At 64.7% G+C, this 18904-nt stretch carries 14 protein-coding genes; 8 read left to right on the forward strand and 6 right to left on the reverse strand.

Features of this window, described 5'->3' with window-relative positions; all coding sequences use genetic code 11:
• Nucleotides 1–65: 65 nt before the first annotated feature.
• The 5 genes from Q319_RS28525 to Q319_RS0123855 form a co-directional block, all read right to left on the reverse strand.
• Nucleotides 66–1169 carry an IS1 family transposase gene (locus Q319_RS28525; protein WP_211252428.1) on the reverse strand — a complete coding sequence of 368 codons (1104 nt, stop codon included), beginning with the start codon at nucleotides 1167–1169 and terminating at the stop codon, nucleotides 66–68.
• Nucleotides 1170–1309: 140 nt separating this feature from the next.
• Nucleotides 1310–1894, reverse strand: coding sequence for a hypothetical protein (locus Q319_RS25240; RefSeq protein ID WP_034416846.1), 585 nt, complete (start codon nucleotides 1892–1894; stop codon nucleotides 1310–1312).
• Nucleotides 1891–2763, reverse strand: coding sequence for a CapA family protein (locus Q319_RS0123845; protein WP_029484846.1), 873 nt, complete (start codon nucleotides 2761–2763; stop codon nucleotides 1891–1893). Before Q319_RS0123845 ends, Q319_RS25240 begins: the two co-directional genes overlap by 4 nt.
• A gap of 10 nt (nucleotides 2764–2773) precedes the next feature.
• Nucleotides 2774–4777, reverse strand: coding sequence for a DUF3160 domain-containing protein (locus Q319_RS0123850; protein WP_245619461.1), 2004 nt, complete (start codon nucleotides 4775–4777; stop codon nucleotides 2774–2776).
• 386 nt (nucleotides 4778–5163) lie between these two features.
• Entirely contained in the window at nucleotides 5164–6261 is a 1098-nt protein-coding gene (locus Q319_RS0123855) for a M20 family metallopeptidase (RefSeq protein WP_029484848.1), read from the reverse strand.
• Here Q319_RS0123855 and Q319_RS27765 point away from each other — a divergent pair.
• Nucleotides 6260–6685: a type II toxin-antitoxin system PemK/MazF family toxin gene (locus tag Q319_RS27765; RefSeq protein ID WP_156039593.1), complete on the forward strand. Its 426-nt coding sequence runs from the start codon at nucleotides 6260–6262 to the stop codon at nucleotides 6683–6685. The genes Q319_RS0123855 and Q319_RS27765 overlap by 2 nt on opposite strands.
• A 137-nt stretch (nucleotides 6686–6822) precedes the next feature.
• Here the strand turns inward: Q319_RS27765 and Q319_RS0123865 are convergent, their stop codons facing one another.
• Nucleotides 6823–7089: a hypothetical protein gene (locus Q319_RS0123865; protein ID WP_029484850.1), complete on the reverse strand. Its 267-nt coding sequence runs from the start codon at nucleotides 7087–7089 to the stop codon at nucleotides 6823–6825.
• A 111-nt stretch (nucleotides 7090–7200) separates the two neighbouring features.
• Here Q319_RS0123865 and Q319_RS27770 point away from each other — a divergent pair, with 111 nt between their 5' ends.
• The 7 genes from Q319_RS27770 to Q319_RS28530 all read left to right on the forward strand — a co-directional run.
• Complete coding sequence (locus Q319_RS27770) at nucleotides 7201–7458, forward strand: hypothetical protein (RefSeq protein ID WP_156039594.1); 258 nt, start codon at nucleotides 7201–7203, stop codon at nucleotides 7456–7458.
• A gap of 600 nt (nucleotides 7459–8058) precedes the next feature.
• Nucleotides 8059–11184 carry an AAA family ATPase gene (locus Q319_RS0123875; RefSeq protein WP_081846304.1) on the forward strand — a complete coding sequence of 1042 codons (3126 nt, stop codon included), beginning with the start codon at nucleotides 8059–8061 and terminating at the stop codon, nucleotides 11182–11184.
• Between the two features lie 263 nt (nucleotides 11185–11447).
• Complete coding sequence (locus tag Q319_RS0123880; protein WP_029484852.1) at nucleotides 11448–13763, forward strand: ATP-binding protein; 2316 nt, start codon at nucleotides 11448–11450, stop codon at nucleotides 13761–13763.
• A gap of 347 nt (nucleotides 13764–14110) precedes the next feature.
• Nucleotides 14111–14491 (forward strand): hypothetical protein, encoded by a 381-nt coding sequence (locus Q319_RS0123885; RefSeq protein ID WP_029484853.1) that lies wholly within the window; start codon nucleotides 14111–14113, stop codon nucleotides 14489–14491.
• Nucleotides 14492–14928: 437 nt separating this feature from the next.
• Nucleotides 14929–15867, forward strand: a complete 939-nt coding sequence (locus tag Q319_RS0123890; protein WP_029484854.1) for a PDZ domain-containing protein — start codon at nucleotides 14929–14931, stop codon at nucleotides 15865–15867.
• A gap of 410 nt (nucleotides 15868–16277) precedes the next feature.
• Nucleotides 16278–16808: a hypothetical protein gene (locus Q319_RS0123900; RefSeq protein ID WP_156039595.1), complete on the forward strand. Its 531-nt coding sequence runs from the start codon at nucleotides 16278–16280 to the stop codon at nucleotides 16806–16808.
• Nucleotides 16809–18277: 1469 nt separating this feature from the next.
• A partial coding sequence (locus tag Q319_RS28530) for an RCC1 domain-containing protein (protein WP_029484857.1) occupies nucleotides 18278–18904 on the forward strand: 627 nt, incomplete at its 3' end.

Consider the following 18904-nt stretch of genomic DNA (forward strand, 5'->3'; position numbering starts at 1 on the left):
CGCTGACTTGAGAGCGTTCTTCATGGCTTTTTTCCTACGGTGGCAAAATCGGTAGAAGGCTGGAATCATAATCGACACGGGTTCGACAGGACCACGGTGCTGAGCAGGCGCAGCACGCTCCACACCGTGTCCGTGATCCCGACGGCCATTGCCGACGTCCGTTGTGCATATTGACGACGCCCCACCGGTTCATTCAACTTGACTCGCAGGCTCCAGTTCACCCGACAGATGTTATAAACCCCACCCACCAGATCGCTGACCGTCTGACGGACGTGGGGAAGCCTCGCGAACGCGAGGCTTCTGCGGATCTGGTGCGGATTCATGCGTCGGGCTGTACCGTTGTGCCGTTCCACTGCCGAGGTGTTGGGGGTGTTGTCGCCGAGAGAGGCCAGCTCCTGATTGACGCGCTGCTGGGAGCCAGCGACGCGTTCGATGCGGATGTCCACTACGCGCTTGCCTTGATACATCTTGATGATGCGCACGTGCCCTGAAGTCCGGGGAATGCGGTACTGAAGTTTGGGGAAGCGTCCACGCTTCCCTTGACGTTGGGGCTGGTCAGGCCGACCAAAGACCGCAGGGAACAGCGATTCGTAGGGGAGCCAGCCATCTGTGAAGAGTAGGGTCCCATGTGGCTCGCGCAGCCGGGAACGTGCGCCGAACAGCAACCTCACCGCCAGATCGGTCGTTCGTGTCCCCAGCGCGTTCTGCACGATGAATTTCGAGCGTGGGTCGATGACCGTAGCCTCCCAGCACGGCTGATTCTTACGCCCCACGAAGCCGTGCCGTTCATCGGCCTGGAGGCTCGTCACGTGTAGATCCTGGGCGTGTTGATCGTGAACACGCGCAGCGTGTTCGCCTGCGATGCACGCCAGCCGGGAGACGGTGGTGCAGTGGGTGTGGGTGAGTTCAGCGGTCTGCTTGAAGCTGTTCCCGCGCGTCACGTGCTCCACGATGCTCTCCACCCGCTCACAGGGGAGCTTCACGTTCCACAGGGCGGTGCCTTTGCGTTCACTGAATTCCTGAGCGCAGGTCGAGCAGCGGAGCAACTGGCGCGGCCCTGAGCGCGTGTCGTACCACTTGCGGTGACGAATATTCCCGAGACCTGACTGTCCAGCGGCTGGACAGGCGGGGTTGAGGCAGCGGAAACTGTCGAGTGAGGGTGATTGCATACGTCCGGGGGTACGCCCCGGACGCCCCTCATGTCAGGCATGTCAGTTATGATTCCAGCCTTCTACTGCTGTGTACAGGGCACGTATTTTGGACTTTCGGCTCCGTTCCGCTACACCGCTGGTGGTCAACGCATGGCAGGCTACCCTGCAGCGTCGGTGCTGAGCTGCTGTGCGGTGAGCGATAGGCGGCGGTCCAGTTGGAAGCCGAAGCCGGTCCAGCTCCACTCGCTCAGGGCCACCGACGGGGCGTCCCGTCCGCTGGCGTAGCGGCCCTCCAGCGTTACCAGCCATCCATCCGGCAACACGGTCAGGGCCGTAACGGGTTGAAGCAGCGCGCTGCCCACCCAGACGTCACGGAAGGTGCCGCCCGGCCCAGGCTTGAGGACCGCAATGTGGGCGCTGTCGCCGCGCGCGTCGTGGTTGGTGGTAATGGGTGAGCCAGACGTTGACCAGCGCGTGATCGGCCAGTCACGCCAGGGCCGCCACACCGCCAGAATGCATTCGGGGCTGCCGTCGCCGGTCACGTCGGCGTAGACCTGCGAGCGTACGTCCCAGGACGCAGGCAGGCGCAGAGGAGGACAGGGCGCAGGAGATCGCAGCGCCCCGGCGGGAATCAGGGTGCCGTCTGCGCGCAGCGTGCGCCAGCCGCCCGCGCCTCCCCCAGCCAACGCAACACCGCCCAGCGCGACACCCGCGAGGAGCAGGGCAGGCAGCCAGAGCTTCACGCGCACGCGTCCAGCCCCAGCCGGGCAAGAATCCGGGGGCGCTCCTGTCTGTTGGCGGGCGAGACGCGTCCTGCCCGGTAGCGGGTGGGCACGGCGCAGGCGCTCCAACCCGTCGTTTCGCGCGTGACCCGCACCACCGCCCCCACGCGCGCGTCCGGGTAGGGCTGATCCAGTAGCAGGTTGCCCAGGCTGTACAGCGCCAGCGCCGTGCCTATCCGCTCGTGGCCTTGCAGGACGTGCGGCCCGCTGCCCACGATCAGGTCCGCCCCCGCTGCGGCTAGGGTGCGGGCCAACTGGCGCTGCCGCGCCGTGACCGGCCCGTATTCTGTTCCCCAGTGGACGCCGACCACCACCACCTGTGTCTGCCGCGCACCCTCCCGGACGGCCGCCAGGGGAGGCGGCGTGTGGCCGTCATCGAAAAACGCAACCCAGGCGACAGGAACACCGCGCACCCGCGTGATGCTCAGCCCGCGCGTGACTGGGGTTACGCCGCTTGACCGCAGAACCTGCCGCGTCTGTGTCTGTCCCTCCACGCCGCCGTCCAGCGTGTGGTTGTTCTCCAGGCCGAGGTGGGTGAAGACGCTCAGTGCGGCTACCCCGGCGGGCGGTCCGCGCAGGTCCAGGCCGCGCCCCTGATGGGCCTGCGTGGTCAGCGGCGATTCCAGGTTGCCGAAGGTGGCGTCGGCCCTGAGCGCCGCCCGCACGTCTGAGAGAGCCACGTTCCAGTCTGTGGCGTTCTTCTGGGCCACGCCGCGCCCCACGCTCACGTCTCCTACCAGCGCGAACGTCAGTGGCGCGGTTTCCTCTCGCCCGCCAGAAGTCAGGGCCAGCAGACCGAGGACTGGCAGCAGCGCGGCGCTGGCCTTCACGTCCTGACCCTCACTTCACCACGATGCCGTCCAGCCACGGATGCAGCGGGGGCAGCTTGCCCGCCTTCAGCCGCGCGCGCCACGCCTCGTCGGTCAGGCGCTGCGAGACAGGAACCGTGAACTCGTACTGCGAGTACACGCCGCCGCGCGCGATCTGCTGCCCGCCGCGCCCGTCCGGCACCACGGCGTACACCTCGTGGATGGTGCCGGTGGCCTCCTCCAGCGCGAGGCCACCCGCCGTCGCCACATCCGCCACCACGCCCGCGTAGGGTTGCTCATCGAAGGAAGGGGCGCCGCCCTCGTCCCCACCCTCGGGATCGGTGCTGGCAATCTTGAGCTGCTCCAGCCAGCCGCCGAAGAAGTGGATACGGTCATAACTGTCACGGCTCAAGGGCTGCCCGGCCAGTTGTTTGGCGCTGACGGTCTTCAGAAACGCCAGCATGTCGCGCAGTTGCGTCAGGTTGTTGTCGGTGCGCTCGGAAAGAATGTTCTGATCGGTGAGGACGCGGCGGGTCAGGGCCTCCAGCGCCAGCAGCCGCGTCCAGACCTGGGCATTCGGCTCCACATAGCCGCGCGGGTGTTCGGGTTCCTCGCCCCCACCCATCTCCACCATGACCTGTTTGGCGTACAGCAGTGTGTCGTGGCGTAGCTCGGTCCACGATCCCAGCGCGGTGAGCATTTCCTTGCGCGTCCACGCGGGCGTCCGCATGAAGGCCGGATAGCGGCTGTCACGCGCTTCGGGTGCGGCCAGCGCCTGCAACACGTACAACCAGCCGCTGTAGACGTTGGTGTTCCAGTCGGCGGGTTTCAGGGCCGCGAACTGCGTGCGGGTCTTGGTCATCTGCGGGCCGTAGTTGGCGTAGGCGGTGTCGCCCAGCTTTCCCAGCTCGTTCAGCGCGGCGCCGCTGCCCAGGGCGGCGAGCAGGTCCAGGCCACGCGGCAGGGCACGCGGCTTCTGTTGGGTGCCCACCTCGCGGTAGACGAGTTGTTGCAGGGCCGCGCCGTCCAGCGTGAAGCGCTGTCCCAGCAACCGGAAGCCCAGCGTCTCGCGCTGGCGGACGTCTGCGCCCTCGCCGGGTTTTGCCACCACGAAAACACTGTTGACGCGGGGCGGCGGCAGCTTGGAAAGGGCCGCCTGAAATGCTGTCAGGGTGCTTGCCTCGCCCAGCTTGCGAATGTTGCCACCCGTCGCCGTCTGAAGGGCCGTGGCGTACTGCCGGTAGTTCAGATCGTCACTCGCGCCGATCAGCAGCGCGGTGGGATCGTACAGGCGCGCCCACAGCTTCTGCGCCTGAGCGTCTCCGGTCAGCAGGTTCGTGATCAGCGCCGCCGTGCGCGTCTCGTCAGGCTTCGTGACCCGCAGGTTGATGCGGCCCAGCCAGGTCAGCGTGCGAAAGTAGCGTTTCAGTGTCTCGGAACGGGTGTAGTGTCCGCGCGGCACATACTGCGAATAGTCTTCCAGCATCTCCGAGGCCGCGAAGATGGGTGAGGGCGCGGCTCCAGCGTGGGCGTCGATCAGTTTCAACTCTGCGGCCACCAGCGGTGCGACTTCTGCCGGCACCGGGGCTGCCGGGTCCGCCAGTTTCTGCGCGACGGCCAGGTAAGCCAGCGCCCGCCGCGCGTCGGCTTCCAGTGGCGTGCTGCGCAGCGCCTTCAACTGTTTCTGTGCGCCTCCCACCAGCCGCGCCGTGAGCTGCTGGGCCGCCGGCGCGAGGGTCTCGCGTTCCAGATCGCGCAGCATTTTGTCGAAGACCAGATGGTAGATGTGCAGCACCGAGTCCGTGGTCACGAAGACCGGTTGCTCGGCGTACCGGGTGGCCTCGTACACCGCGTCGAACTGCCGCCACCCAGCAGGGGCGATCACGAAACCTTGCCGGGCGAGGGCCGCGCGCTGCGCCGCGTTCAGGGCAGGAAAATCCAGGTCCGGGTTGCCCCTGAGCAGGCCGGGGTTGCTGAGGGCGTTGAAGTTGACCGGCAGCGTGGACGCCGCCCCCACACCGGCAGAAAGGGTCATGAAACAGGACAGGGCCAGCGTCGGGCGACAGGTCATCATGATGTCCATACAGTACACAGCGGGGGCAGGACAGTGGGAGACAGGTCAACCGATCTGCTGACGCAGGGCGCTGACTTCGCTGAAGTCGTTGTCGGTAGACAGGTGGAGATGTCGCGACTACATGGAACCCACACAGCCATTCTTCACAGAATGATGGCGCTGGTGCCTAGTGCAGCGTTCTTTAAGTTCTGATACCAGGGAATCTGAATCATTAGAATTTGGCAAATCAGTTTTCTGCCTTGAAATCGGCTGGCTTCAAAAACGCATCTCGCCTCGCACACTCCATCGAGATATTAGAATTATCAGAACGCTGCACTGGGCCGACCGCTCTCTTGACCCGATTCGTCTTAGCTGGGGCTTTCGCTGAGCAGCAACTCGGCCAGCGCTCCGCTGTAAGCATCAATGTCGGCCACCTTGACCGATTCCTTGGTGGTGTGGGCCAGGCCCTCGTTGCCGGGTCCCCAGCCCACCGTGGGCCAGCCCGCGTTGGCGGTGTAACGGCCATCGGTAGCAAAGCGCCAGACGCCCGGCTCGGCGTGAAAGCGCGCGGCGTAGGGCAGCACCTTGAGGGCCAGCGGATCATTCGGCTCGGTCACGAAACCCGGCGTGTATTCCGGGGTCCACAGCGCCGAGAGTTCACCCTGAGCGGGCAGACCCTCCAGCAACTTCGCCAGCGTCTGCCGGTTGGAGGCGTCGTCCTCGTTGAAGCGCCAGTCGAGAATTGCCGTCACGGTGTTGGGCGTCAGGTTCTCGCTGCCGGAGTCGGTAAAGAGTTGCGTGACCGTCAGGGTCGAGGCACCGGTCACCGGGAAGTCGGGAAAGGTCAGGGCCTCGATACGCCTCAGCAGTTCGGCCAGCGCGAAGATGGGGTTCTCGTCCTTGATCGCCAGGCTGGCATGGTGGGCGCGGCCCTGAAGCTGCACCCGCACCCGCGCCGCGCCCCGGTGCCCCAGCATCAACTGGTTGCTCGACGGCTCGGCCACGATCACCGCGCCAATCTCGCCGGGTGGGTGGGCCACCAGATACGCCGCGCCGGGGCCGCCGATTTCCTCCTCGGCCGCCGCCACGATCCAGACGTCACTGCGCGGGCGCTCACCCTTTTCCAGCAGTGCGGCCAGCGCGTAGGTCTGGGCCGCCAGCGGACCCTTGATGTCCACCGCGCCGCGCCCGTGAATCACGCCCTTCTCCAGCACTGCCTCGTAGGGGGGGTGTTCCCACAGCGCCGGGTCGCCCTCGTGGACGTGGTCGAGGTGGGTCAGCAGGAGCCAGGCCGCTCCCGGCTCGCGGCCCCGCACCCGCGCCAGAGCGTTGCCGCCCGCGTCGGCCTGCACGTCCTCGAAGCCGAGCTGACGCCACTCCTGCAAGACCCGCTCGCGCAGCGTTTCTTCTTGCCCTGGCAGCGCCTGAATACGGATCAGGTCGCGCAGGAAATCGGTGGCACTCATGTCGGCCACCCGCTGGCGACTGTGCCGGGCAGGAAGGAAATCTGGCGCGCGGCGCTGGCCTGCGGACCTGCGGGAAAGAGGGGAGTGGACCGTGCGGCCAACCTGGAAGCGGCGTTTTGCCTCATGCTGTGCAGTCTACAGAAAGGAGGCTCGGGCGGCGGCTTCACTCAGGAGTGGCCCAATCAATGACAGTGAGGGCACACTCCTCTTTCTCCTTACGGATAGGCGACAGGACTGGATTGCTGGCAATCCGCTTTACGTTCGCCTTGAAGCTGGGGTCGGCGGCCTTCCTGCCAACTCGGTGGTGCTGCTGGATCAGGTGCGCGCCCTGGATGTGACCCGCATGGCCCGTTTATTGGGGAGGTTGAGCGTCACTGAATATGCACCCATCCAACAGGGCCTGAAGGGGCTGCTGAAGTTGTGACCTGCTACCAGAAATTCCCGACGGTGAACGAAAAAGTGAATCTGATTGGCAATTGTGCCAGCACGTCGTGTGTGCCGGTACAACCACTGCCCACCCCCTCGGCCTTCACCCCCCTTGACGCCCAACACAATTGCTAATCAAGTACGTTTGAACTGGGCAGGACGCAGGTGGGGAATGTCTTGGCCGCCCATGCTCCAGTCCGGCAGCACCCAGTCGCCCCTCTGATCGTTGGCCGCGTTGTCCCTGTGCCCACGCACTTCTGCCAGCACGGGCTTGCGCGCCACAAACAGTTCGCCCATGGCGCGGGTCCCGGGCTTGCGGCGGGCAACCCGCTGTTCGCTCTGGAATACTTCCGCTTTCTGACCCGCCTGGGAGCGCTGTGGAACGATGGGCAGAGCTGGCATTTCCGGGCACCTGTTTCGCTCGCACACGCTGCCGTCCACTGTTGAGGCGCTGATCGAGTTGGCGCTACAGGGCGCAGCAGATACACCCTCCCTGCAAGCCATCCTCGCGGCGTGGGGGCTGCTGGGTGCGGGCCGCCCGCCCTGTGGGTGCGGGTGGTGGGTGATCCAGCCGCCTTCGGAGCGGCGCGGGGCGAGCTGACCCGGCGCGGCGTCTTGCTACGGGAAGACTTCGTGCATCCGCTCTACCGGGAGATGACCCCCGCGTCTGTTGCCCGCTTCCGTTTTGCGGGCAGCCGCGCGGCGGGCCGTGGTGGTTCTGAGAGACGAGCCGCTGGCAGCGTCGCACTCGCTGGGCTTGGGCTGACCTGAGCGGCGCCCAGACCCTGAAGTGGCTGATCTGGGCCGCAGAACGGCTGGAGGCGGCTGGACAGGTTGTCGGTGCGGCGCGTCAGTGGGCGCGGGCCGGCGAGTACGCGGATGGGGAAACGGCGTCCGGGCTGGCTTTGCGGGCGGCCCGACTGCTGCGCGAGGTGGACGTGGTGGAGGCGCCCCGGCTCGCGCAGCGTGCGTCCAGCAACCTGGCCCAGTTCGAGGCGGCCACCTGACTGGAGGCCGAACTGCTGGCGGCGCAGTGCAGGGCCGGTGAGGCTGAAGGGTTGCTGGCCCGTCTGCCCGCAGGCGCGCGCGGCGGTCAGGTCTGGTTCGGACGGCTGCTGTCGCTGCGCGGCAGCGGCCAGGACCACACGGGCGTGCTGGATTTGTTGCGCCAACACCCCGAGTGGTGGGAAAGCCTGGACCCGGACAGCGCGCGGCACGCGGCGTGGTCCCTGGCCCAGAGTGGGCGGGCAGACGAGGCTGACGCCCTACTGGCGCAGGTGACGGCAGGCACCTTCAAGGGTAGGCCCTGCCGTTCCTCTTTTGCACCCAGTCAAACGGTACAACTGCCGAGAGCCTATGCTGAAGATTCAGATGGATGTTCCCCTGTCAGTGCTGGGCCAGCGACTGCGCGCCTTAACCGCACGGCGGGTTGGTCTGGCCGCGTTTTTGTGGGGCGAGGCTGGCATCGGTAAGTCCTATACCAGTCGGGCGCTGCTGCGCGAGACACCGTGCCGCAGCCTGACGCTCCCGGCCGCCCTGCCCCTCCCCGAACTGATTCGCGCCCTGCCCCGTCCGCCCCGTCCCCGTGCCTGGATGCAGGCGGCGCTGGACAGTCTGCAGGCAGGCCAGTCCCTGACCACCCCGACAGCGGACGTTCTGGCCACTCTGCTGGGCCAACTCGCGCCTTTCGTCCTCTATCTCGAAGACCTTCACGAAGCCGACGATTCTCAAAAGGAACTGACCTGTCAAGTGGCCGCCTCCGTGGCGCGTACCCGCGGGGCTGGCCTGCTGGTGAGCAGCCGTCTGCCGCCTCCGCTGAACTGGCCTGACAGCGGCCTGATGGTCCTGCTGGAACGGCTCTCCCTGCAGGTGTCCGCCGCCCTGCTGGAAGCCGAGGCTGGAACCGGGCTGCCAGATGAGGCCAGTGTGTGGATCTATGGACGGGCGTGCGGCAACCCGCTGTTCACGCTGGAATACTTCCGGCTGCTGGCCCGGCAGGGCCACCTCTGGAACGGCGGGGACCGCTGGCGCTGGCGCGTCCCCAGCAGTCCATCGCTGCCTGTGACGGTGGAAGCGCTGATTGAGCGCACCCTGCAAGACGCCTCTGAGGGACCGCCCGGAACTGTCCTACAGACCCTTGCATTGCTGCCTGAGGTGACTCAGGAGAGCTTATGCGCCTGCACGGACCTGACGGACACTGAGGTGAGTCAGGCCCTGGGACTTCTGGAACGCGTGGGAATCCTCAGGGGAAACGCCTTTGTCCATCCGCTCTACCGCGAGCTGGCGTTGAGCCTGCTGCCGCCGGGCCGCCGAGAGCCGCTGGCCCGGCGGGCCCTAGATATCTGGCAAGGTGATCTGGGAAGTGCGGCCCATCTGGTGGACGCTGCACAACTGCAGCCTGAAGCGGCGCTTAACTGGTTCCTTGGGGCGGCCAGACAGTTGCAGGCGGTGGGCGATCCAGTGCGGGCGGCGCGCTTGCTGGCAAAGGCCGTGTCGTACGCGGATCCGGCAACAGCGGCGGGTCTAGCTTTAGAAGCGGCGCAGGCGCTTCAGGAAATCGACGTCCCCGAGGCCACCCGCTTGGCGAAGCTTGCGGCGCAGAGTCCGGTGCAATCGGTACAGGCCATCTGGCTTCAGGCCGAGCTGCTGGCTGCTCAGGGTCAGGGCCACCAGGCCGAGGAGTTGCTGAACTGCCTGTACCCCGCTGAACGACAGGGAACCGCCTTCGTAGCACGCGTGCTGGGCCTGCGGGTGCAGGACAATGAGCGGCTGCTCGAGCTGCTGGACCAGCATCCCGAAGCCCTGCTGCACGCCACGCCAGCCGTGATGTACCGGGTAGGACGCGCGTTAGCCTACACGGGCCGCACAGATGAGGCGGCGGCCCTGGCCCAGCAGTTGTGGAACCAGCCTGGGCTGCCCACCAGAGCGCGGGTCATGGCGCTCAAGGTCAACTCTGTGGTGGCCCAGGTCCAAGCTGACTTCGGGGCCATGGAGCGGCTGGAGCGGGAGGTCTTTGAGCTGGTGCAGCCCAGTGGCAACCTGCGCCTGATGGACGCGGCGCTGTTCAACCGAGCGATGGCCTTGGGGACCCTGGGCCGTTACGCGGAGCGCACGGCATGTCTGGCGCAGGCGCTCGCAATCTGCCAGGAACTGGGCGACCCGGCGGCTTACGCCATCGCCCAGACCTCTTATGGTGGTGCGCTGACCGAAACCGGGGCCTACGCGCAGGCTGAGACGGAACTGCTCGAAGCCCTGGCGCTGCTGGAGGGTCTGGAACTGACGGGCTACCTGGTGGACTGTAAATGCGCGCTCAGCGCGCTGTACCGTCACTGGCAACCCCCGCACGGCCGGGTTCTGGCAGTGCGGTTTGGGCTGGCTGCCCTACGGGATGCCCAGACCCTGGGTGACCAGTGGGCGCTGGCTGGGACCCTGCCCACCGCCTCCCTGGCCTGCACCTGGACGGGTCAGCCGCTGCAGGCCTTGGACATGGCCGAGCAGGCCGTCACGCTCGCGACGCAGCTCGGCATGTCGCAGCTGCTTCAGGATGCTCAGGCAGCGCGGGGCGCCGCGCTGGTTGCCCTGCACCGCCCTGAGGCCATGGCTGCGCTGAGCCTGGCCGAGAGCCTGGCGCATGAGATGGGCGATCTTCTTGCAGCACATCTGGTAGGGCTGGAACTTGACGCCCTGAATAGGGACGAGGCGGCGGCCCAGACCCGTCTGGCCTGGTTCGAGGCTAGGGGACTCGGGCAGGGGATGGACAAGGCGCGGCAACTGTTCCCAGCGTTGCAGCGCACTTTCCTGGAGTCAAAGGGTCAGTCCCCACTGGGAGAAGCGGCGAACCGGTTGGACGTCTTGGGCGAGATGCGGTGTGGTCCTGTGGGAAAGGCAGAAACCGTCCGGGGTCGCAAACGCCGTGATCTGCTGGCCTGTCTCCTGGAGGGTCGCCTGCGGGGTCGCCCGAACGTGTCCCGGCCGGAGCTGATGGATAGGTTGTACCCGCAAATTGAGGAGAATCGGGCGGCGGCGGCCCTCAAGGAACTGGTCCACCAGACCCGCGCGGCACTGGAGCCAGGCGTCATCCAGACCACCGAGGACGGCTACACCCTGGGTGAACTGCAAAGCGACGCTGAGGTCTTTCTGAAGACGGGTGAAACCCGCCTGTGGCGTGGCCTCTATTTGGCGGGAAACCATCTGGAGGCGGACGCCCTGATTCAAGACGCCCTGACACAGGCGTTGTGCGAACGGGCCGCCGCTGTCCTGGCCGCGGACCCCGCCGAGGCTGCCCGCGTGGGCCGGTTGCTGTGCGAAGTCAATCCCTATGACCAAGCGGCCCTGGCCCTGACGTTGCGGGCATTGCGGGCTGCCGGAAGCCAGCGCAGCCTGAGGCACTTCTACGCCTCGGCCCGGCAGGGTTTTGAAGAGGTGGGCGAAGACCTGCCTGAAGACTGGGCGGCATTTCTGGAACTGCGCGGCACGGGAAGTCAAGCTTCGACTTGAGATTCAAAGTGGGATCGTGAGCAGCGATGTGGAGAGCCTTCCGCTCATCCCCATCCACGGCGCACGTGAATCGGATGAGAGCCGCCAGATCTCATCGCCTGCGGCAGCGTGGGCTTAACTTGGTGAAAGTCGAAGTTTTGTCCAATCTGCATGAACAGTCAACGATTCGGCTGTTGTAAAAGCTGCTTTCATTGCACAGCAGCATTTCTCGCCACTGGAACTGGCTTCTCATCCAGCCAGCTTCCCAGGTCTACACTGAATCTATGAACCGCCTGCCTGGGTCACCGCCGCCGGGTGCGCTCGCCCCACTGTATGGCCGCGAGCACGACCTCAGCCAACTGCTGAAGCTGCTGCGCGGTGGTGTGCGGCTGCTCACTCTGCGCGGCCCCGGCGGGATCGGCAAGACCGCCCTGGCCCTGCACCTGGCCCACGCGCTGAGGGACTCAGGCGTGTTGGCCCAGTTTGACCATGTGCAGTTCATTGACCTCAGTTCCGTCCGCGAACCGGAACAAGTGATGGGCCTGATCGCGGCGTCCCTGCCAGACAATGGACTCCGGGGAACACCAGAATGGCGAATTCAGACCTTCGCCGCCCGTCACCGCCCCCTGCTGGTTCTGGATAACTTCGAGCAACTCCTGTCCGCCGCGCCGGTCCTGGGTGAGTTGCTGGCGGCCACGACGAACCTGCACCTGGTGGTGACCAGCCGGGCCGCGCTGCGGTTACATGACGAGACCGAGTACCCGGTAGAGCCACTGGCGCTGCCCCACCGCGCTCTCGACGCCGCTTCAAATGGAGCGGTCCAGTTGTTTGTCGCCCGCGTGCAGGCCCTGACACCTTCATTCGCACTGAGCGAGGAAAACGTGGCACAGATCACGCGACTATGCGAGGTGCTGGAGGGGGTGCCCCTCGCACTGGAGTTGGCCGCCGTGCGGACCCGCACGTATACCCTGGGCGACCTCCTGGCCCGACTGGACCATCTGCTGGATGTTCTCAAAGCCGACTTCCGGGACCGGCCCGAACGACTGCGTTCGCTGCGGGCCGCCGTACAGTGGAGCTACGATCTGCTGGATGACGTCGACCGGGCGGTGTTCGAGTGCTGCGCGGTGTTTGATGGCCCCTTCACGCCGCAGGCACTGGCCGAGGTGTGGGGATCGCCCGAGGTGCTTGACCGGGCCGGATCGCTGCTTGAGCAGAGCCTGTTGCAGCGCCTAGACACGCCGGAGACGCTGTGGAAGATGCTTCAGCCGCTTAGGGAACTGGCCCTGGAGCACCTAGAGGGTCACCCGCAAGTTGCCCTGTGGCGCGAGCGGCATGCTCGGCATTTTCTGAATATGATCGAAGAAGAGACGCGTGGGTGGCAGGGCGAGTCCGTGGACCACCGAGAAGCGTACCTGCCGCATTACCCCAACATCCGGGCTGGCCTGGTCTGGACGGGGGCGGAGCGCCGTTCCGATCTGGCTTACCGCTATCTCGGCGCAATCGGTGGCCTATGGGTGGCTTTTGGACTGCATGTGCAGGAATCGCCGCTGGTCGAACGGGTGCTGGCCCTGCCTGAACCTGAAGACCGCGTCACGCTGCTCCGGGCGCTGCAAGTCAGTGTGGACAGCCTGAATTGGACGGGGCAATTTCAGGCGCTTAAGGCGCGGGTGTATGAGGTTCTGACGCTGTGCCGCGAGCTGAATGATGTGGAGAGCATGGCCTGGGCCAATCTTAATCTGGCCCATGTGGCGCGTGAGAGTGGTCAGCCAGAACGGGCGTGGGCGATCACGCAGCGGATCATTTGCGAGTTGCGTGACCGGGTGGGAGACAGGCAGCCCACCCGCAGGCAGCGGATGCTCCGGGCCAGTGTCCACCTGAGCGGGGCGCTGAATCTGCTGCAACTGGGCCGCTACGCGCAAGCCTTGGAATATGCCCAACTGGCTTGTGGATACTTCCGGGAAGCGGGCAACCGGGTCTTCGAGTTGAACTCCAGGATCGCGGAAGGCCATCTGCTGGTGTATATGAAGCGGCTTCCCGAGGCAAGGCTCCTTCTGCTGTCCTGCCTACACGACGCAGTGGACAGGGGGCTCGGAGGAATGGTTCGGGACGCGCTGCGTCTGGGACTCACTCTGGTGGCGGCTGAGCAGTCCGAATGGACGACGCTGATTCAGTTCACCGCCTTTGTGAACGATCCCGTCTGGGGAAGCGCGCAGAGTGTGCCAGAGCGCCGCCTGCGCCAGGACATGGCTCTCGCTCGGCAGGCGCTGGGCGAGGCTGGGTACCAGCAAGCCTGGACAACTGGTCTTCAACTCCAACTGGCGGATGTGGTGGAACTGGCTGATCGGCTGGCCTTGGTGCCGGTTCTGCCTGTCTTCCATCCAGACCTGACGCCACGGGAGTTGGAGGTGCTGGCCCTGGTGGCGCAGGGCCATTCAGACCGCAGGGTGGCGCAGGTGCTGAACATCGCCGCTGGGACTGCCAGCAAGCACGTGAGCAATCTGCTCGGCAAACTGGGGGTGCACAACCGCGTGGAACTGACCCGCTGGGCCATTGGGCATGGGCTGGCTGACGTGGCAGAGTCCGGGTTGCCCCTGTCGTAACGGTGTTGGTCTCGCCTCACGGCTGAACACGGCTGAGTCGACGTACAGGAAAATTCTGCTCCGGACGGATGTCTGGCGGCTTTTGTCCCCCCCACCCTCTCACCACGGGCCGGCTTCTACATAATTCTGCCAGGGGCACCTGCCCGCACCGTACTTGGTTCTGGCGATGTGCTTTGAACTGGGAACGCGCACCCTGGAAACACCAGCTCACCGCTGATGAAGGAGCAGAGCGTTAGGCTCCTCAAAGTTCTCGTCCTCGTTCACCCCACATCCCTTCGCGCTTCCTTCCGTCCAGTTGTGGATGAAGGAGCGCGGCGGCAGGTCCGACTTGCCCCGGAGGAACCGTTATGTTGTCGCTCAAGACTGTCGTGCGCCGCACATCGTCCGCACTGCTGATGCTGGCCCTGCTGGCCTCTCCCGGCGCCCTGGCCAGGCAGCCTGAGCTACTTGGAGCCCTGAGTGCCCAGGTGACGGCCATGTCGGCTACCGGACTGACCCTCGCCGAGTGCCAGCAGCGCGTCCAGCAGATGACCGGCATCCTCGCGCAGGCCGGCTACCGCTCCATGCGCCCGTATGCCAGAGGAGACACCATGATTGCCAGCTGGCATGGTCGACAGCGCGACACGACTTTCCTGGCAATCTCCGGCACGCAGGCCTCAGACAACGTCTTCTCCGTAGTCGAAGTGCCCGGTCTGGTTCACTCGAATGACTTCTTCGGCATCCAGTAGTCGGCGGGACGGACACCCAGCATTCACGCTTTGGATGGAGATGAGGAGGCTACAGATCCACCTGTAGCGTGCTGGCGGACGTGAATGCCAACACGGTACCAGCCACAGAAGATTCAAAGCACCACCTTTGACCACGGCTCCAAAATGCAGCTTCACCGTTTTTCTAGGCAGTGGAGACACAACTTCTCCTTTTTTCTGACCGCCGTATGACCAGAGGTAGATCAGGCTGTGGCCCAGGAGGGGAAGGAAACGATCAGAAGATTACCGATTTGACCGGCCTGTGGTAGTCCCATCATCTTGGATGGCGAAGCGTCCTGGGAAGTTGTTGCCGATATTCGCGACCGGCACACCGGGGGACGGGCGCTCTGCACTGTGGAGGGATTTCCGATGCGGCCGATCGCAAACTGCTTGTGCAATGTCCACAAAGGAGGAGTCATATGACTGATCGCTGCACAGCGCGCCTGTCCCGTCCTTACATCGCTCGCCACCACGCCGCCTGGGCCGCTCTGGCCCTGCTGCTCGCCGTCAGCGGCGCGCGGGCCGACCCGGTCACGGGGCCACTCACCGTCCAGATCATCAACTGGCCTGCAGGCACAATGAACGAGGTGCGGCTGCGGGTGGCTTACTTCGCGCAGAACGCCGATGCGAAGCTGGGCACCGTGATTGCCACCGCACCCGTGGACGCGCAGGGACGCTTCAGCCTTCCCTTGCCCTCCAGCGCTGGGATCGCAGCTCTGTTGCCAGCGGCGAGTGCCACGTATACCTTTCAAAACACCTGTAAAGGACAGGTCACAGCCTCGCCGGCTGGCCGCGTCAACTTCTTCACCCTCGACGCCTACCAGGATGGCGTGTTGCTGAGCACCGTCAAACTCGACTCATTTGACGGGATTGCAGCGCTGGCCTTTGCTTCAGTCCCCACCACACTCAGCGGCGCGGTGACCTGTACGAAGGACAGTCTCCAGACCTGGACCGCGCCCCTGGTGGCCGGCTGGAACCTGCTGTGGCAGGAGGATGGAGAGGAGAGGGACGGGGTGTGGCAGATCAGTGTGAGCGCTGAGTCGGTGCCGCAGGACGCTTTCTGGCACCTCTACGAAGGGTACGTCGGCATAGGCATGCGCATGGATTTCAGCCTGGACAAAAGCGCGGTCCTGGTGGACAACGTCGTGCCGGGTGGACCGGCTGAAACCGCCGGGCTGAAGGTGGGCGACCAGCTCGTTGCGGTGGATGGATTCCAGTTAAAGAACGTCACCCCTGAGAATGGCATGGACGTCACCAGGCGGGTGAGGGGAGACGTGGGCAAGCCGGTGACGCTGACCATCAAGCGCGGTACCCAAACCTTCACGCTGAAGATCGTTCGGCAGTTCATCCGGAACTGATCTGGAAATCCACTGAACGCTGTCATGACAACGGTACAGGACATGTACCCACATGCATCCGTTCCAGACGCCACGGCCCGCATTCATCCGCCCAGCAGACACACCCGCCCTCTTCGGCGGGGCGTGACTCCAGGTTCTGCCCTGGAAACGAGGAGGAGAGAGAAGATGAAGATCCAGTACCTGACCCGCACCGCTCTGCTCAGTATTGCCGTTTGTGCCGTTCTGGCCAGCATTCCTGCCGCCGCTCTCCCACTGCCGCAGACCGGTGCCCATTCGGGCAAACCCGTGTACTGTGATGCCCTTTATGCCAGCTGCTCGCGGGGAGGGCCAGCGCTGCCTACCGAGTGAGCACTGCTGGATCACGCTGATTGATGGCTTTTAAAGCTGCCAACCATGGCAGAGGAGGAAGGATGAACCGAATATTGATGGTGGCGACGCTGCTCATAGGCTCGTCGTTGGCGGCCACCGGGTCACCCCTCGTTCCCTGCGGGCAGGGGAAAACCACACCCTGCATGGTGCTGGCCACCAGCATTTCCGAGATGGCGGGGGTCTGGAGGCAGCCCCTGAGCCCTGTGGACCTCACTATGGCGGGCAGGATGGGGTACAGCCGTTTCGGCAGCGACGGGACGTTCGCGCTCGTCGATACCCTGGAACACGCCGCTGCCCCCGCCAGCTTCAGTCCCTTTCCACACGGCACCTACAGCTTTGAGGGCAGCCGCATGACCATCAACGTGGTGAATCTGCTGCCCGGCATGCCCGAGTGCACGCGCGTGCAGGAGGTGTGGATCGTCACGCTGGGCGATCAGAGGGTTGCCATGACCTTCACACCTATGGAAGACACCTGCAAGTCGAGCCTGAGCGACACCAGGCAGGCGCAACTGTACATCGGCCCTGCACCCGGCATCTCTGATTTGCCATGGCAGGACTTCTTTGCCTTCTGAGTGACATCACTCAGGCCCAATTTGACCAGTGATTGCAGATCTCAGCAGTGGGAAGGGCTTCAGCTTTATCACTCGAACTTAGGCGGAACAACGTGAGAAAGCAAAGTAACAATACTTGAGGGAGAAATGATGAACAAAGTATGGTTTGGTCTTCTTTCTCTGCTCATTGCGAATATTGGTGGTGTGGGGATCTTCAAATTCATCATTCCAATCCAAGCGAAACAATATAAAAATTCGAAATAACAAAACTGAAGGAGGAGTTTATGAACAAAGCATGGTTTGGCATCCTGTCCCTGGTGATTGCGAGCGCGCCTGCGGTGGCCCAGCAAGCCGCCCAACCTGCCGAGCAACAGGTGATGCGGTGTACGATGCCGGAAAATGGATCGTTCACATGCTGGGAGCGGCCGCTGCCCCAGCCTGGCTGGCCCCGCTTCCGGCCTGTGCCCATCTGGCCCCAGCCCATCCCTGACCCTGCGCCTCAGCCCGTGACGCCTACGCCCGTGCCGATCTCTCGATGGTTCAAGCCCATGCCGATTCGAGGGCCCATTTTCTGCCTGGATTACATCGCTCCTGGGTCTTGCCCAGGCATGCCCCGTCCCATTCTCGACGTGCGCTGAGCGCGCCATCCAGATGGATCTTCCACTGGATGTTGGGGTGACCTTAGATCACGTCGCCCCGAACAGGAATCAGCCCTTGGCAGCCAATCACAATCTAAAGTTGTTCCAGAGAGGCTGTGCGGCGCAGTGGTCAGAGCGCGGGGCTTGATCACGCGCACGCCGTCAATGGTGTAAGGACTGAGGAACGTCGGCAGCAACGCGCTGGATACGCATTCGGATCACGGCCAGAAGGAATCTGCCACTGATGGGTTGCCAGGCTGAAGCAGAGATGGGCGGGGGCAATCCGTTGCGGACTTCGTACGGTATTCGTTGTGGCGCTCATCACTTGGTCGCCCCTCCCCTTTGCGTCCCAGGAGGCTACCCGTGCGTACCGGCAGCAATGACTCAGACGACTCTGCTGGCCCTACAGCTCCTGCGCTGCGCTACCGTCTCTGTCCCCGCTGTGCGCGGGCCGTCCCCATCACGTCCGGTGAACGGTAATGCGCCAATGACGGCAACCGGTTATTGACCACCTGTCCGCAGTGCGCCGCGTCCATCACTTCACCGTATGCCCGCTTCTGCGTGCGTTGCGGAACAGACCTCACACCTCTGTCCCTTCCCCCACCCTCCCAGGGCTGACGTCTCGGAAGGAGCAGACGTGACGGCCCAACCCGGAGGACCAATCCGTGGTGCCGAGACCGCCCAGGTGCATCAGGGCAAAGCGGGCCTCTGCTAGTCCGCCAGATTATGCGCCAGCGCTCTTAAATCCAGTCTGCCGGAGCCCTAGAACGGTTCAAGGCTTCGACCCTAGAAAGCCAACCATCGGCTGCTTGAACGCAGCCACAAGCGCTTCCTTCACACCAAGGAGTTCTCATGCAAGCAACCCGTCTGATAACCCGTCCCATCCGCTTCACCTGCGGCATGCTGCTCTGCGCTGCCCTGCTGACGGCCTGCCCTGGGACTACGAACACCCCTCCCCCTGCCGGCCCCACCGTCGAGAGCATCGCCTTGAGCGCCGTGGTCAAGCGGCCCGGCAGTGATCCCATGACCTTCGAGGTGGTGGGCAACACCAGTCTGCCGGTGTACTTTGATCTGGAGGCCCGCGACGCGGCGGACAAAGCGTTGCCGGCCACCATGCTGTCGGACCTCAAACCGTGCTATGACCCGGCAAAGATCCGGCTGAGCGACATCAGCGCCGCTCCGCATCCCCACCGGCTGCGCGTTCAGGTGCTGGCGCAGGGCCAGCACACCGTGACGTTCGTCCGGGGCGTGGATTGCAAGGCGACGGGTGTGACAGTCACACTCAAGGGTACGGCGCTCCGGCAGCGTAACACCCTTCAGAGTGGATCCGATTACAGCCTGGCCCTCAAGGCGGACGGCACCGTGACTGCCTGGGGATACAACGGTGGCGGTCAACTCGGCAACGGCAGCACGGTAGACAGCACCGTCCCCGTCGCAGTCGGCGGTCTAAGAAATGTCGTGGCCGTGACGGCTGGGAGT

The organism is Deinococcus marmoris DSM 12784, assembly GCF_000701405.1.
Classification (GTDB): Bacteria; Deinococcota; Deinococci; order Deinococcales; family Deinococcaceae; genus Deinococcus; species Deinococcus marmoris.